General features: G+C 44.6%; 11 protein-coding genes. 3 read left to right on the top strand and 8 right to left on the bottom strand.

Annotated elements, in window-relative coordinates; genetic code table 11:
- Positions 1-2: 2 nt before the first annotated feature.
- Positions 3-1,061, bottom strand: coding sequence for a dihydroxyacetone kinase subunit DhaK (gene dhaK, locus NDJ01_RS09215; protein WP_005392233.1), 1,059 nt, complete (start codon positions 1,059-1,061; stop codon positions 3-5).
- A gap of 353 nt (positions 1,062-1,414) precedes the next feature.
- Between dhaK and NDJ01_RS09210 the strand changes: the two genes are divergently transcribed.
- On the top strand, positions 1,415-2,497 hold the full coding sequence (locus NDJ01_RS09210) for a glycerol dehydrogenase (protein ID WP_006742744.1): 1,083 nt from the start codon (positions 1,415-1,417) through the stop codon (positions 2,495-2,497).
- Between the two features lie 83 nt (positions 2,498-2,580).
- On the opposite strand, the gene glmS is transcribed toward NDJ01_RS09210, so the two are convergent.
- Together glmS and NDJ01_RS09200 are read right to left on the bottom strand one after the other, a co-directional pair.
- Positions 2,581-4,413 carry a glutamine--fructose-6-phosphate transaminase (isomerizing) gene (gene glmS / locus NDJ01_RS09205; RefSeq protein ID WP_005392238.1) on the bottom strand — a complete coding sequence of 611 codons (1,833 nt, stop codon included), beginning with the start codon at positions 4,411-4,413 and terminating at the stop codon, positions 2,581-2,583.
- Between the two features lie 114 nt (positions 4,414-4,527).
- Positions 4,528-5,289: a DeoR/GlpR family DNA-binding transcription regulator gene (locus NDJ01_RS09200; RefSeq protein ID WP_005392240.1), complete on the bottom strand. Its 762-nt coding sequence runs from the start codon at positions 5,287-5,289 to the stop codon at positions 4,528-4,530.
- A 433-nt stretch (positions 5,290-5,722) separates the two neighbouring features.
- On the opposite strand from NDJ01_RS09200, the gene pykF reads away from it, so the two are divergent.
- Positions 5,723-7,135, top strand: a complete 1,413-nt coding sequence (pykF, locus tag NDJ01_RS09195; protein ID WP_005392243.1) for a pyruvate kinase PykF — start codon at positions 5,723-5,725, stop codon at positions 7,133-7,135.
- 157 nt (positions 7,136-7,292) lie between these two features.
- On the top strand, positions 7,293-7,979 hold the full coding sequence (locus NDJ01_RS09190) for a GntR family transcriptional regulator (RefSeq protein WP_258586607.1): 687 nt from the start codon (positions 7,293-7,295) through the stop codon (positions 7,977-7,979).
- 64 nt (positions 7,980-8,043) lie between these two features.
- Here NDJ01_RS09190 and NDJ01_RS09185 read toward each other — a convergent pair whose 3' ends face one another.
- From NDJ01_RS09185 to calR, 5 genes are all read right to left on the bottom strand, one after another.
- Positions 8,044-9,924 (bottom strand): GGDEF domain-containing protein, encoded by a 1,881-nt coding sequence (locus NDJ01_RS09185; protein ID WP_203342960.1) that lies wholly within the window; start codon positions 9,922-9,924, stop codon positions 8,044-8,046.
- Between the two features lie 109 nt (positions 9,925-10,033).
- The gene (gene ilvN / locus NDJ01_RS09180; protein WP_005392253.1) at positions 10,034-10,528 is read right to left on the bottom strand and encodes an acetolactate synthase small subunit; all 495 of its coding nucleotides are present in this window, start codon (positions 10,526-10,528) and stop codon (positions 10,034-10,036) included.
- A gap of 1 nt (position 10,529) precedes the next feature.
- Entirely contained in the window at positions 10,530-12,254 is a 1,725-nt protein-coding gene (locus tag NDJ01_RS09175; RefSeq protein WP_258586606.1) for an acetolactate synthase 3 large subunit, read from the bottom strand.
- A 449-nt stretch (positions 12,255-12,703) separates the two neighbouring features.
- Positions 12,704-14,512 carry a long-chain fatty acid--CoA ligase gene (locus tag NDJ01_RS09170; protein WP_258586605.1) on the bottom strand — a complete coding sequence of 603 codons (1,809 nt, stop codon included), beginning with the start codon at positions 14,510-14,512 and terminating at the stop codon, positions 12,704-12,706.
- Between the two features lie 294 nt (positions 14,513-14,806).
- Positions 14,807-15,766, bottom strand: a complete 960-nt coding sequence (gene calR, locus NDJ01_RS09165; RefSeq protein WP_005379693.1) for a LysR family transcriptional regulator CalR — start codon at positions 15,764-15,766, stop codon at positions 14,807-14,809.
- Positions 15,767-15,964 lie beyond the last annotated feature (198 nt).

The raw sequence follows: 15,964 nt of genomic DNA, 5'->3' as shown, positions 1-15,964 counted from the left end.
TGTTACCACTTGATCGCAGCCGTATCGACAGGAGCATCAAACAGCTCCAACATCTCTTTATCTGCTTTCAGCAACGTAATTGAAACGCCTTCCATATCGAGTGACGTACAGAAGTTACCAACCATATTACGCACGATACGGAACCCCGCTTGCTCGCAGTTATGGGCAAGACGGCGGTATACTCCGTAAAGCTCTGAAGTTGGCGTACCACCCATACCATTCACCATCACAATATAGTCGTGTTCAGAGGCGAAAGGCTCAATGCTGGATTCCACTTCATCCCATTCACCTTCGTCACGATTCCAAATACGCAAAGTGCGCTGATAAGGTGTGTTTTCAGCAACTTCAGCAAACATTTCATCCACTAACGTATCGACGTCGGTGTACTTCACTCGCTTGATACCTGGTTCACCATGGATACCAACACCAAACTCCACTTCATCATCTTCCAGAACAAAAGATGGTTTACCCGCCGCTGGCACAACACAAGCATTAAGCGCCACGCCAAATGAGCGACAGTGATTATTAACGCGACGAGCCAGTGCTTCACATTGCTCCAGCGAATAACCTTTGTTCGCGGCAGCACCAACTAACTTCTCAACCAATACCGTTCCAGCGACGCCACGGCGACCAGCGGTATACAGGCTGTCTTTGACTGCAACATCGTCATCCACCAACACCGACCCAACTTTAATGCCATCGGTATGAAGGAGCTCCACGGCCGTTTCAAAGTTCAACACGTCGCCGGTGTAGTTTTTAATGATAAACAACACGCCTTCACCAGTATTCACTTGGTTACCACATTCGTACATTTGATCTGGCGTAGGTGAAGTAAATACCTCTCCTGGGCAGGCGCCTGTCAGCATACCTTTACCAATAAAACCTGCGTGCAAAGGTTCATGACCACAGCCACCACCAGAAACCAATGCCACTTGCCCCGGCGTTTCCTCATGCCACATGTAACGAGGTTCGTAGTTAGCTTTTAACTCAGGGCGGGACAATGCCAGGCCCTCCATTTGCTGCAATACAACATCATCGACTTGGTTAATTAACTTTTTCATCGTTCTATCTCATTCCATTTATATTTTTATGTAGGGTATGAATTCATCTTAAACAGAGAAAAAACGTGCTCAACAAAAATCAATCCGTTTCATATTGAAACAACGACTTCGGAATTTTCGTTTCAATATGAAACGAAAAACGACAGATTCGCTTGAATAGTGATCGGCGCCATAAAGCATGCTGATGCTTATTACTTCTGACAGTCGGTTTGACACAGAGGTCATAAAAGCATGGAACAAAACCAGAGATATCCTTCACCACCTACCACACCAAACCTAATATAAACCTTATCCCTACAATGGATATTCATTGCAGTCCAAAACACACATAAAAAAGGTTAAAGGTTTGAATTATGGACAAAATTATTATCAGCCCAAGCAAATACGTCCAAGGTGAACAAGTACTTACATCTATCGCTCACTATGTGAAAACATTGGGTGAACGTCCGTTAGTAATTGCCGATGAGTTCGTGACTAACCTGGTTGGTGATGACGTCAAACAAAGTTTTGCTGACGAAAAGCTTCCACTCACTATGAACATTTTTGGTGGCGAATGTTCGCGCGTTGAGATTGAACGCATCACGGACATTTGTGCGACTCAAAAACACGATGTAATTGTCGGTATTGGCGGCGGTAAAACGTTAGATACAGCAAAGGCCGTTGCGTTTTACACCAAAATTCCTGTCGTGGTGGTTCCTACGATTGCCTCGACTGATGCGCCAACCTCTGCTCTTGCGGTGATATACACACCTGAAGGTGAGTTTGCGGAATACTTGATGATCCCTAAAAACCCAGACATGGTCATCATGGATACATCAGTCATCGCAAAAGCCCCAGTTCGCCTACTGGTATCGGGGATGGGTGATGCGCTTTCCACCTACTTTGAAGCCAGAGCCAACATGACCTCTGGTAAGGCAACAATGGCTGGTGGTTTAGCGACACGTTCAGCGCAAGCTCTTGCGAAGCTCTGTTATGAAACCTTGCTTGAAGATGGTGTAAAAGCAAAAGCTGCGGTAGAAAATGGTGTGAGCACCAAAGCGGTAGAAAATATTATTGAAGCCAATACATACCTAAGCGGTATCGGTTTTGAAAGCAGTGGTCTAGCGGGTGCTCACGCTATTCATAACGGCCTAACTAAGCTTGAAGAGTGTCATCATCTCTATCATGGTGAGAAAGTCGCGTTCGGCACGCTTGTTCAATTGGTGTTAGAAAACGCAGCGATGGAAGAGATTAATACGGTTCTCGCCTTCTGCCGATCTGTAGGTCTACCAACCAACTTATTTGATATGGGCGTTAAAGAGCTTAATCACGATAAGTTGCGCGAGGTCGCCGAAGCTTCAACGGCCGAGGGAGAAACAATCCACAATATGCCATTCCCAGTGACGGCAGAAAATGTCTACTCTGCAATTCTAACCGCTCACCAGTTGGGTCAATAACTCACAAACCTTAAAATGGGTTTAAATAAAAAGCGGCACATACTCTCGCATGTGCCGCTTGGGATTTTTGCTGTTAAGCGTAATTACTCAACCGTTACCGCTTTCGCTAGGTTACGTGGTTGGTCTACGTCCGTACCTTTGATCAGCGCTACGTAGTATGACAGCAACTGCATTGGAATGGTGTAGTAGATCGCCGCCGTGATTTCACTAACGTGAGGCATCGTGATGATCTTCATTGTTTCATCGCCTTCGAAGCCTGCGTCTGCATCTGCGAATACGTATAGAAGGCCTCCACGTGCACGTACTTCTTCAACATTTGATTTTAGCTTTTCAAGTAGGTCGTTACTTGGTGCAACCACAACAACAGGCATGTCAGCATCAATCAGCGCTAGAGGACCATGTTTCAGTTCACCCGCCGCGTACGCTTCTGCGTGAATGTAAGAGATCTCTTTCAATTTTAGAGACGCTTCCATCGCGATTGGGTAGAACTCACCACGGCCTAGGAACAATGTGTGGTGCTTGTCTGCGAAATCCGTCGCTAGTGCTTCAATGTCTTTCTCGAAAGAAAGTGCCGCGTTGATTTGCTTAGGAAGTGCGTGCAGCGCTTCAACAATCTCTTTTTCTTTCTCTTTGCTGACGCGACCTTGCTCTTTACCTAGTGCCGTTACCAGCATCAATAGTGCAGAAAGCTGAGTCGTGAACGCTTTGGTTGAAGCGACACCGATTTCTACACCAGCGCGAGTCATGAAAGCAAAATCTGATTCACGAACCAAAGAAGAACCTGCTACGTTACAAATGGTCATAGCCGCCATGTAACCTTTTTCTTTCGCAAGACGAAGTGCTGCTAGCGTATCGGCGGTTTCACCAGACTGAGACAACGTGATCAATAGGCTGTTTGGGCGAGTCACAAACTTGCGGTAACGGAATTCAGAGGCGATTTCTACGTCACAGCTCACGCCAGCAATATCTTCAAACCAGTAACGCGCTGTCATGCCCGCGTTGTAAGACGTACCACACGCAACGATTTGTACGTGCTCTACTTTACTTAGAATGTCTGCCGCATGCACACCGATCGCATCAGTTACAACGGAGTCTGCCGTGATACGGCCTTCCATTGTATTGATCAACGCTTTAGGTTGCTCATAGATTTCTTTTTGCATGAAGTGGCGGTATTGGCCTTTATCGCCAGCATCATGTTCTGCGTTAGATTCTACGATTTCACGCTCAACCAGCTCGCCCGTTGCGTCAAAGACAGTAACTTCACGGCGAGTGATTTCTGCCACATCACCTTCTTCTAGGTACATGAAACGGCGCGTTACATTCAGTAGCGCAAGTTGGTCAGAAGCCAGGAAGTTCTCACCCACACCAAAACCAATTACGATCGGGCTGCCTGAACGTGCAACTACGATGCGTGAAGGATCTTTGCGATCCAACGCTACCGTGCCGTATGCGCCTTCAAGTTGTTTTGCTGTTTTTTGTACTGCTTCTAGTAGCGTTTCTGAAGTGCGAAGTTCCCACTCAACCATGTGTGCGATAACTTCTGTATCCGTTTGAGATTCAAACACGTAACCACGAGATTGAAGCAATTCACGAAGCTCTTCGTGGTTTTCGATAATACCGTTATGTACAACAGCAATATCGCCAGACATATGTGGGTGTGCATTAACTTCAGATGGTTCACCGTGCGTCGCCCAGCGAGTGTGTGCAATACCCGTTCCGCCGATCACTTTTGCTTCTTCTACTGCATCAGCCAGTTCTTGCACTTTACCCAAGCGACGAACGCGCGTTAGGTTTGACTCGCCATCAACAACAGCAACGCCAGCAGAGTCGTAACCGCGGTACTCTAAGCGGCGTAGACCTTCAACCAAAATTTCTGCAACATCTCGTTGTGCTACTGCACCTACGATTCCACACATGTGTTTATCTCCGTTTGTAGTTTTGTTCTTCCCTAGCCATGTTTCAGATAGAGGCAGCAAGCAAAGGCCTGTATTCAGAGGGAAGTGAAATATGAAACTGATTACATTATTAGATTAGGCGCAAATAACTTTCACGCCATGTTGTTCAATCTGTATTTTGTGTTCTTGCTGAATATCAGCATCCGTCACTAGCACATCAATTTGATGCCAAGCGAGCTCTAAATTCGGGATCTTACGACCGATTTTTTCCGATTCGATCATGACGATCACTTCGCGCGACACTTCCGCCATTACCTTACTCAAACCAACCAATTCATTAAATGTTGTGGTGCCGCGTTCGAGGTCGATGCCATCCGCACCGATAAATAGCTGGTCAAAGTCGTAAGCTCGTAACACAGATTCGGCTACTTTGCCTTGAAAAGATTCTGAGTGAGTATCCCAAGTCCCGCCAGTCATCAGCAGTGTTGGTTCGCTCTCTAATTCATTAAGGGCGTTAGCAACATGCAACGAGTTGGTCATGACAACTAAGCCACGTTTGTCATTCAACTGTTGAATCAACGCAGCCGTCGTACTGCCACTGTCGATCACGATGCGATTATGGTCTCGAATCAGTGATGCCGCTGCTTTTGCCAAGTTTAGCTTTCGAGTCGAAACATTAGCGCTCAATTCTTCGTGAATGACTTCTGTTGGGATAGCAATCGCACCGCCGTAGCGGCGTAGAAGTTGGCCATTTTTCTCTAAAGAAGCTAAATCCTTTCTAATCGTGACCTCTGAGGTTTCGAATTTCTGAGCGAGTTCGTCAACGCTGACTTCTCCTAGCTCAGAAACCAAGTTAGAAATGGCGTGTCTTCTTAGTTGAGTGTTTCGTTTCGACATTTAAGTTTTGAATTTAAGTTTCGATGTGAAACTTATTATAGTCAAACCGAAACTTTTAAGTCCATTTATTTCGATCCAAAAAATTAATATTTCTCGATAAAACCTTGTCCTAAGACAATTCTTAAACAGTGATATTGGATTCATTCAGTGGTAGAATTCGCCACCGAAAAGAAAAAAAATTACAGAATTGAAGGCTATTTTTTTGCAACTTTCTGCATATAAAGTGGGATTAGTCACAAAAAGGTAACCAAAATCGCCGATCTTTTAGTCATAAAATGACTAAACTTGGTGAAAGACTTTCAGAATCTGAAGTACTGATAATGAGGCGAAAAATCGGTGGGTGACAGGCACTAAATGTCATCAATAACGCCCTAACTTCAGAGTAAACAACCGACTTTCAAATTGTAACTATACTTACCGGAGAGTATCTTCCATGAAAAAGACCAAAATCGTATGTACGATTGGCCCTAAAACTGAATCTGTAGAGAAGCTAACTGAGCTAGTGAACGCAGGCATGAACGTAATGCGTCTTAACTTCTCTCACGGTGACTACGAAGAACACGGCACTCGTATCGCGAACTTCCGTAAAGTAATGGAAGCTACTGGCAAACCACTAGCAATTCTTCTAGATACTAAAGGTCCAGAAATCCGCACTATTAAGCTAGAAGGCGGTAACGACGTTGATCTAGTAGCTGGTCAAGAATTCACTTTCACAACTGACACTTCAGTTGTAGGTAACAAAGATAAAGTTGCAGTAACTTACGCAGGTTTCGCAGCAGACCTAAACGTAGGTAACACTATCCTAGTCGACGACGGTCTAATCGAGATGGAAGTTATCTCTAAGACTGAAACAGAAGTTAAATGTAAAGTACTTAACAACGGTGCACTAGGCGAGAACAAAGGTGTGAACCTTCCTGGCGTTTCTGTAAACCTACCTGCTCTATCTGAAAAAGATAAGAACGACCTTAAGTTCGGTTGTGAGCAAGGCGTTGACTTCGTAGCAGCTTCTTTCATCCGTAAAGCTTCTGACGTTCAAGAAATCCGTGAAGTTCTAGCGGCAAACGGCGGCGAGAACATCCACATCATCTCTAAGATCGAAAACCAAGAAGGTGTTGATAACTTCGACGAGATCCTAGAGCTTTCTGACGGCATCATGGTTGCTCGTGGTGACCTAGGTGTTGAAATCCCAGCTGAAGAAGTAATCTTCGCTCAGAAAATGATGATCGAGAAGTGTAACCGTGCACGTAAGATGGTTATCACTGCAACTCAAATGCTTGATTCTATGATCAACAACCCACGTCCTACTCGTGCGGAAGCAGGCGACGTTGCTAACGCAGTAATGGACGGTACTGACGCAGTAATGCTTTCTGGTGAAACAGCGAAAGGTAAGTACCCAGTTGAAGCGGTAACTATCATGGCTCAAATCGCGAACCGTACTGATTCAGCGCTAAAAGCTGAGCTAGGTTCTCGTCTAGACAGCCCACGTCTACGTATCACTGAAGCAGTATGTAAAGGCGCAGTAGACACAGCTGAGAAACTGGCTGCTCCACTTATCGTTGTTGCAACTGAAGGTGGTAAATCTGCACGTTCAGTACGTAAATACTTCCCAACTGCAAACATCCTAGCACTAACAACAAACAAGAAAACAGCAGCACAACTTGTTCTAACTAAAGGTGTGACGCCAGTTGTTGTTGATTCTATCGAAAGCACTGACGCATTCTACGTAGCAGGTAAAGAGCTTGCTCTAGAATCTGGTCTAGGTAACAAAGGCGACATCGTAGTGATGGTTTCTGGTGCTCTAGTCGCTTCAGGTACTACGAACACAGCTTCTGTACACGTACTATAAGACTGAACTTTTCATACTTCAGTTGATTGATAAAGAGGGCTTATGCCCTCTTTTTTTATATGGCTTTCTTGCTCTAATAATAGCCTAACTGTATCATTCACCATGCGCAGAATTGCGTACTGTTTAATTTTGTCGTCACGATTAAAATTTCTATGAGGTGTATGTGTCCAGTCCCACTCTTACCGACAAAGTATCAAAAATGATCCGTCAGGATATTCTCGATGGCGTGCTTAAACCGGGTCAAAAACTCGTGGTTGCGGAACTCAAAGAGAAGTACAACGTAGGAGCGTCACCCATTCGCGAAGCTTTGGTGCAGTTATCGTGGAGCAAATACGTCAAACTCGAGCCGCAAAAAGGCTGCTGGGTTGCACCTGTATGTAAAGATGAGTTGAATGACTTGTACGAGAGCCTACAAATGGTCTCTGCATGCCTACTAAATAAAGCAATTGTGAGTGGCGATGAAAATTGGGAACTGGACGTCCTAACCGCTTATCACAAGTTATCCCGCTCTAAATCTGGCGAAAGCTTTTGCTGGAAGGAATGGGAAGAACGCCATAATCAGTTTCTTACTGCGCTGTTTGAAGGCGCTGGCTCTGCCAATATGTTTGGTTTTTTCCGCGATCTACTCACGCAAATTAAGCGTTACCAATATTTTGCTATGCAAATGTTAGGTACTGGAAACCCAGGGCACTGTAATATCGATGAACAAGAAATGCTGATGAAGACGTCGTTAGATAAAAAGAGCCAGGATGCTTTAGGTTATCTAGAGCGTTATTTGAGACAGTCAATGCAGTGTATCGAAGCGGCCATCGACAACCAATATCGCATACTGGCTAGCGAATAACGCTGAGGCTAAAATAAGCATAAAAATCGGGGTCTATCCCCGATTTTTTGTTTTTGAAAAAGAGCTAAGCAATATCATCGAAACTATGGCATAGCGATACGCAGTTACGCCCTGCACTTTTGGATTCATACAAGGCAATATCAGCACATTTATAAGTGCGCGTGCGATCAGAAGTTAAATCACTATACCCGGCGCTAACGGTAATCGCTCTATCACTGCGCAGTTGAACCGCCACACGTAACCGGTTCAATACAACTTCTGCTTCTTCGAGTGTGGTATGCGGCATGATCACCGCAAACTCCTCACCACCGACGCGAGACACAAAGTCAGTACTGCGCACCTCTTTAAGAAGAGTCTCAGCGACACTGCAAATCACTTTATCCCCTTCATCGTGCCCAAGTTCATCGTTAATGCGCTTAAAGTGGTCAATATCAAACAACGCCAAACATGCAGGGGGACTGTCAGGATAACGCTCAATAATCCCGGCATATTGCGCTAATTGCTCTTCAAATTTTCGACGGTTCCACAAGCCCGTCAAACCGTCTTTTTCACTGAGGTTGCGTAGCTTTTCTTCCAGCTCTTTTTGCTCGGAAATATCCACCAGCGACGTGATGTAATAGCTTACTTTACCTGACTTGGTTAAGTTTGCCTGAATGCGCATAATGGCGGTAAATACGTGATTAAACTTGGTTCGACAACGAACCTCACCTTCCCAAACGTGCTCGTTCGCAAGCTTATTCCAAATATTGAGGGTCGACTCGAGATCTTCCGGTAAGAAAATTAGATTATGCGCATTCCAGCCTTGAGTATGCTTGGTTGAATAGCCCATCATGTTTTCAAACTCTTGGTTCACCATAATGATTCGATGCGACGCATCTGAGATCATCACCGCAGTCATGCCATCAAGTGCAGCCCGAGCTAACTTCGATTCCATACTATGACGTCGATAGTGCAGGGCCAACGCGGTCGTTGGTAAAGTAAAACCAAACACCAAACTTAATACAAAAAACGCTTCTTGGATTAAGTCATCAATATCTCGCTGAGATCGAGATAGTAATTGCTCATTCGTGAGATCAATCACTAGATGAAGTGGTTCACTAGAAACAAATTGGATCGTGCTATACGCTATCAAATTCGAGCCGTTGTACTCATAGCCCGAAACTTCTGAGATCATCGTGCGCCAAATGTTGGGGTACATCCGGCCAAAATTAAATTGAGAACGAGCTGGAATAATGTTGCCGTACAAGCGTGATGACTTAGGACTCGCGATATAAAAGCCATCACTTTTAATTAACTCAATATGAAAATCCCGCACCGGTGAGTAGTTGAGTCGAGAAGATAAATACTCAATATCAACATTAAGAACAAGATACCCTTCGCGTTTCCCATTGAGGGAAATCGGCATCAGAATACGCAATGAAGGGCTATAAGGGTAAACAAGCTCACCATTTTCCCGCTCCAGTTCAATCCCCCACGACGCAATTTCATCATTACCTAAACCTTGCGCGTAATGAAAATAATCCCGCTCTGACTTGTCATGTAATTTGAGGGCAGGTGCAGCGATACCCGTTTTGAAATCGTAATTAATCCGTGCTTTTTCCTGACCGGTAACATCAAGAAAACGAATTTGTTTATATAGCTTTTGGTTGATCGCAACCGAGATCCACATATCTTCTAAGATAGAAAGGTTGACTCGGTTCGGCTGACGTAGATAGTCGTAAAGACTTTGGCTGTGACCGAGAAGATCGCTGATCGTCTCAATTTGATCCTGAATATTGTTGTATTCGCGACCAGTATAAGCCAGTTGGTGTAATGCTTCTTGAGCGGTATTCTCAACGTTACTCTCTAATAACGTCAGATATTTCTGATAATAGTAAACTGCAGTGAGCGCACTAAAAAATAGTGCTGTCGCCAACAATGTGCCGACTCGCTTAGGTATTTTCACGCGTCTACTGCCTATAATGCTTACTAAAACGACAATTATATCATTAATTGTTATTTTCTAAACAAAAAGCCACTTAGATTAAGTGGCTTTTCTATATGCAGTTAGATGGCTAAGGTTTGAGTGCGCGCTCACCTCGGGCAATGCCCACTACCCCACTACGAGCAACTTCGACGACTTCAGTTACTTCAGATATCGCTTGAATGAAGGCATCCAACTTTTCACTCGTGCCCGCAAGTTGTACCGTGTATTGAGCAGCAGTGACATCCACGATCTGGCCACGGAAGATGTCTGCCGTCCGTTTCACTTCTGCTCGCGCAAAACCGCTGGCTTTCACTTTCACCATCATCAGTTCACGTTCGATGTGCTCATACTCGGTGACTTCTTGTACTTTCAGCACATCGATCAATTTGTGTAGCTGCTTCTGAATTTGCTCCAACTGCATCTCATCAGACGTCGTGGTAATGTTCATTCGCGACAGCGTTTCATCATCTGTCGGTGATACCGTCAAAGATTCAATGTTGTAACCACGTTGAGAGAACAAGCCAACAACACGAGACAACGCACCCGGTTGGTTTTCCAATAGCAATGAAATAATGTGTCTCATATTAAGTTCTCTCCGTTTTGCTTAGCCACATTTTATCCATACCCTCACCTTTAATTTGCATCGGGTATACGTGTTCGGTTTCGTCTACGTTGATGTCCAAAAACACCAGACGATCTTTCATATCCAACGCTTTTTGTAGCCCTTCTTCGAGCTGATCAGGCGTTTCGATACGAATACCGACGTGACCATAAGCTTCTGCAATCGCTGCAAAATCAGGAACAGAACTCATGTAAGAATTAGAGTGACGACCTTGATAAATAATGTCTTGCCATTGTTTTACCATGCCTAGGAATCGGTTGTTCAGGTTGATGATCTTCACTGGAATATCGTATTGCATGGCTGTCGAAAGCTCTTGGATATTCATTTGAATACTGCCATCGCCCGTAACAACCACGACTTCTTCTTGTGGCATGGCAAACTTAACACCCATACCAGCCGGAAGGCCAAATCCCATAGTGCCCAATCCACCCGAGTTGATCCAACGGCGTGGTTTGTTAAATGGGTAGTAAAGTGCTGCAAACATCTGGTGCTGACCCACATCAGAAGCAACATACGCATCACCATTGGTCAGCTTGTGCAAGGTTTCAATCACTTGCTGTGGCTTAATTCGCTCTGGTGACTTCTCATAAGCCAAACAGTTGCGGTCACGCCACACCTGAATGTCATCCCACCATGCGGTGATGGCATCTTCATCGTTCCCACCTTCTTGCTCTGCCAGCAGGCCAAGCATGGTTGTAAGCACTTTTTCCGCAGAGCCTACGATAGGTAAATCCACCTTCACGTTTTTCGAGATCGATGATGGATCGATATCAATATGCATGACTTTTGCGTTTGGGCAGTATTTTTCAAGGTTGTTCGTCGTGCGATCATCAAAACGCACACCGATACCAAAAATGAGATCCGCTTCATGCATCGCCATATTGGCTTCGTAAGTACCGTGCATACCCAGCATGCCCAGTGAGTTTTTATGTGTTCCAGGGAATGCGCCTAGTCCCATCAACGTACTGACTACTGGAAGGTTCAGCTTGTCGGAGAGCTCTAAAATATGTTCATGAGCGCCAGAAATCACAGCACCACCACCGATATAAAGCACTGGTTTTTTCGCTTCTAATAGCGATTTAAGCGCTTTTTTAATCTGGCCTTTATGACCCGACGTCGTCGGCTTGTAAGAACGCATTGAAAGCGTTTCTGGGTATTGGTAAGGCAGTTTGATTTGCGGATTCATTACATCTTTCGGCAAGTCAATCACTACTGGACCAGGTCGACCTGTGGTCGCGATATAAAACGCTTTCTTGATCGTTTCAGGAATATCTTCCGCTTTTTTCACTAAAAAGCTGTGTTTGACCACTGGGCGAGAGACACCAACGATGTCACATTCTTGGAAAGCATCATTACCAATTAGGCTATTAGGTACGTTACCCGAGATAACGATCATTGGGATGGAGTCCATATAAGCCGTGGCAATACCAGTAATGGTATTGGTCGCGCCCGGACCTGAACATACCAGTACGACACCCGGTTTACCGGTAGCGCGAGCGTAACCATCTGCCATATGAGTGGCGGCTTGCTCATGCCTTACAAGTACGTGTTTGATTTGATCGGTTTTGGCATGCAGAGCATCGTAGATATCCAAAACAGAGCCACCTGGGTAGCCAAAGATCTGCTCTACGTGCTCTTCTATCAGAGATTGAACCACCATCTCTGCGCCTGACAACATTGCTGTCATAATTGCTCTCCTTAGCCAGTTTCCTCACCGTAAGGTCAACGGATTGGTCTGGTTTTACATAGTCTAGGTCTTATTCGTAGCCTAATCGAAATACTTCCACGTTTTCGGCTATGTCTTGCGTTCGTCATAACATCCCGCAAGGTTACCCAACAAATGTAACGTTTTATTATCAACGGGTCTAATGAGAGGTTGGTCTACTTTTTAAACAAGATGCTAGTAATTAGAATGTTAGTAGGAATAGCAGCCACACATACCTTATTTCACAGTACAACCTAAAAACTTAACGTTTAAAAAAAGAACATTATTTCAGAACCTTTTAAGTATAGGGTGCTAAATAGCTGTATTTGGTGAGCAAAATAGAAAGAATCAACACAAACAAAAATCCCCAGTAATGCGCAATATCATCACTGGGGATTTTTTCATCAATATAAAATCTAAGTCAGCTTAAGTTACTTTTTCTCTGACTTTTCCTTATACATTTCTTCAATTTCATCTTGGTATTTGTCATTGATGACTTTACGACGCAGTTTTTGAGTTGGCGTTAACTCACCATCATCCATAGAGAAAGCTCTTGGTAACAGTTTAAACTTCTTCACCTGTTCAAACTTTGCCAACTCTTTTTGGAGATCGTTAACACGCTTCTCAAGCATTTCGACCACTTGGTGATGCTTAATCAATTCAACGCGATCGTGATACTTGATATTCAGCTCTTTCGCATACTCTTCAAGAGAATCAAAACACGGCACAATCAGCGCCGAGACAAACTTACGCGTATCCGCGATAACCGCGATTTGCTCGATGAAGTGGTCTTTACCAATCGCACCTTCAATCATTTGCGGAGCGATGTATTTACCGCCAGAGGTTTTCATCAGTTCTTTGATACGATCAGTGATGAACAGGTTGCCATTTTCATCAATGTAACCCGCATCGCCAGTTTTTAGGAAACCGTGCTCATCAAAGGTCTTTTCGGTCTCTTCTGGCATTTTGTAATAGCCACGCATCACCATTGGACCACGCACCAGAATCTCGTTGTTCTCACCGATCTTCACTTGCGCGCCAGGCATAGACATACCAATAGAGTCTGGGTTAAAGCACTTATCATCCCAACACGATACTGTCGCCGTGGTTTCAGTCATGCCGTAACCTAACTTCACATTGATACCAATCGCGTGGAAGAATCGACCTATGGTTTCATCTAACTTTGCACCGCCACACGGCATAAAGTTGATTTGTCCGCCAAGTAACGCACGCAGCTTGCTCAGAACCAATTTATCCGCCAAGGCATATGACTTGCGCAGCATGAGCGATGGCTGACGTTTTTCTTGATGACAAGCGGCCATTTTTGCGCCCATATTCACAGCCCAAGTAAACATTATCTTGCGATGAATTGGCGCGCGAGAAACTTTCTCGTGAATCGCAGAGAAGATCTTCTCATAGAAACGCGGCACGGCACACATCACGGTAGGTTGCACTTGGCTCAGTGCATCACGTACCTGCATGGTGTCTTGCAAATAGCAGTTGGTCGCCCCTTTGTACAACACATAAAAGGTCCAAGCGCGTTCAAATACGTGTGACAGCGGAAGGAAACACAGTGACACATCACTTTGAGAAAGGCTCAAGCGTTGATCGTGCCCTTCCAATTGCGACGCAATGTTTGCGTAATCTAGCATTACACCTTTCGGTTGACCTGTGGTACCAGAGGTGTAAATCAGCGTTAGTAGATCATCTTCCTTTGCTTGCTCTAAACGTGCGTCCAATTCAACTTGGTATGTGGTATCGCCTTTGGCGACAAATGCTTGCCAAGAGATAACGAAATCATGCTCGCCAAGTTCGATATCATCAGACATGGCAACAATGAGCTCTAACTGCTCGCACTGGTCGAAAATGCTCACTGCTGCGTCAAATTGTGGCTGCTCACCAACAAACAGCACTTTGACGTCTGCGTTGTCAATGATGTACGCCGACTGAGCGGCGGTATTGGTTGGGTAAATAGGTACTGTTACGCCGCGTAGTTGTAGCGCTGCAATATCAGCAATCGTCCATTGCGGCATGTTGTTCGAGAAAATGCCGATTTTATCTTGGACTCCTAATCCCTGAGCCAAAAGTGCAAGTGATAAAGCATCAACTTGCTGACCAAATTGCGTCCACGTAATACCTTGCCATTCCTCACCCACTTTATGCTTGAGTGCAACGCGTGTACCACCGTTCGCAATTTGTTCACGAATACGTTTAACGATATGAAAATCTAACTTGGCCATTCTTTTACTTACCTTTTGGCTTACAGGCGTAAGCTAATTGAGCGAACAAGTGTACTCACGGCTTGCTAAAACGCAACTGACCAGTATCAAACTTATCACTAATAAGAGACAACTATCACTTATACGTCGCGAACATACCCAAAACTGCTGAATGATTACTCTATTTAACTTACTGTTTCGATTGTTGATTGCTAAAACAAAAAGCCCCGAGAGACAAAAATCTCTCGGGGACCAATGAATTGTAAAAATTGATGATTACCAATATGGTCTTAACCTATAAGACCAAACGTCATCTTATTTTGCGGCAACCACTTCACCACAAGTGATCATCAGTTGATCGCGCAGCCAAATGTGGCCTTTATCTTTTTCACTTGATTCATGCCAGCTTAAGAAGCCGCTGATTTCCTTGTTTGCAAATGGGAAGTCTAGAATTTGCAGCTGATCGCTGTTTACCGCATTTTCTGCCATCCAACGTGGCGCGATAGTCACAAGTTCAGATTGACCCACCACATATAGTAGGTTGCTTAGACTAGAGCCTTCGTACGCGGCTTGGCAATCCAGTTCACGATATGCTTGTTCTGAGAAGCTGCGTTGACCGTGCACTTTCGATAACTTCGCATGTTTTTCGTTAAGCAGTTGCTCGGCCGTTACACCACCTTGAATGCGTGGGTGTGTTTTTGACGCGATAACCACTAATTCATCTTTGAAGATTTCAGTACTTGAGAAACCTTGCTCATCAAAGCGAGCATAATCGATCACGAAATCAATTTCTTGATAGCGCATACGCTCAGACAACAGACGGTCAAATTCTGCATCTAGGTGAAGCTGAACGTTTGGTGCTTGTTGATTCACTTTTGCCATTATCTTCGGAGCAAAACGCATGTCGCAAGGGCTGCAAATCGCCAACTTAAATAAGCGAGTCGAAGATTCTGGTTGAAATACGGAGCTAGGAAGTTCATTACGAATCAGCTGTAATGCTTGGCGAATTGGGCCAAACAACTGACGAGCGCGTTGCGTTGGCTGAATACCACGGCCCTGACGCATAAACAGCTCGTCGTTAAACATCACTTTTAGGCGTGCCACGGCATTACTTACTGCCGGCTGAGACATGCCTAAGTTATGTGCTGCACGAGTAATATTTTGCTCTTGCATCACAGCATCAAATACAGTCAGTAGGTTTAAATCTACACCACGCAAAGTGCTTTCCATACGGTAGCTAGCAATTGCGCTCATCGCATCTTTCTTCTCTAACATTGAGTGCGCCTCTTTTGTAATCGTCAACTTTGTTCATTAAATTCATAACGAATAGAATCCCATCTCGCACAAAAGACGGCGGCTGGATTCGAATCATTTTACGAATAGATAACCTAACTTTTTATTATATTTGCCGTCCGGATACTTCCGGCTCGAACTGTACTATCAACTAATCGATTGCGGTTTCGCAACTAGATT

The organism is Vibrio sp. HS-50-1, from assembly GCF_024747315.1.
In the GTDB taxonomy this organism is placed as follows: Bacteria; Pseudomonadota; Gammaproteobacteria; order Enterobacterales; family Vibrionaceae; genus Vibrio; species Vibrio diabolicus.
The sequence above is the reverse complement of the archived record's forward strand: the minus strand, read 5'-3'. Positions and strand labels throughout refer to the sequence as shown.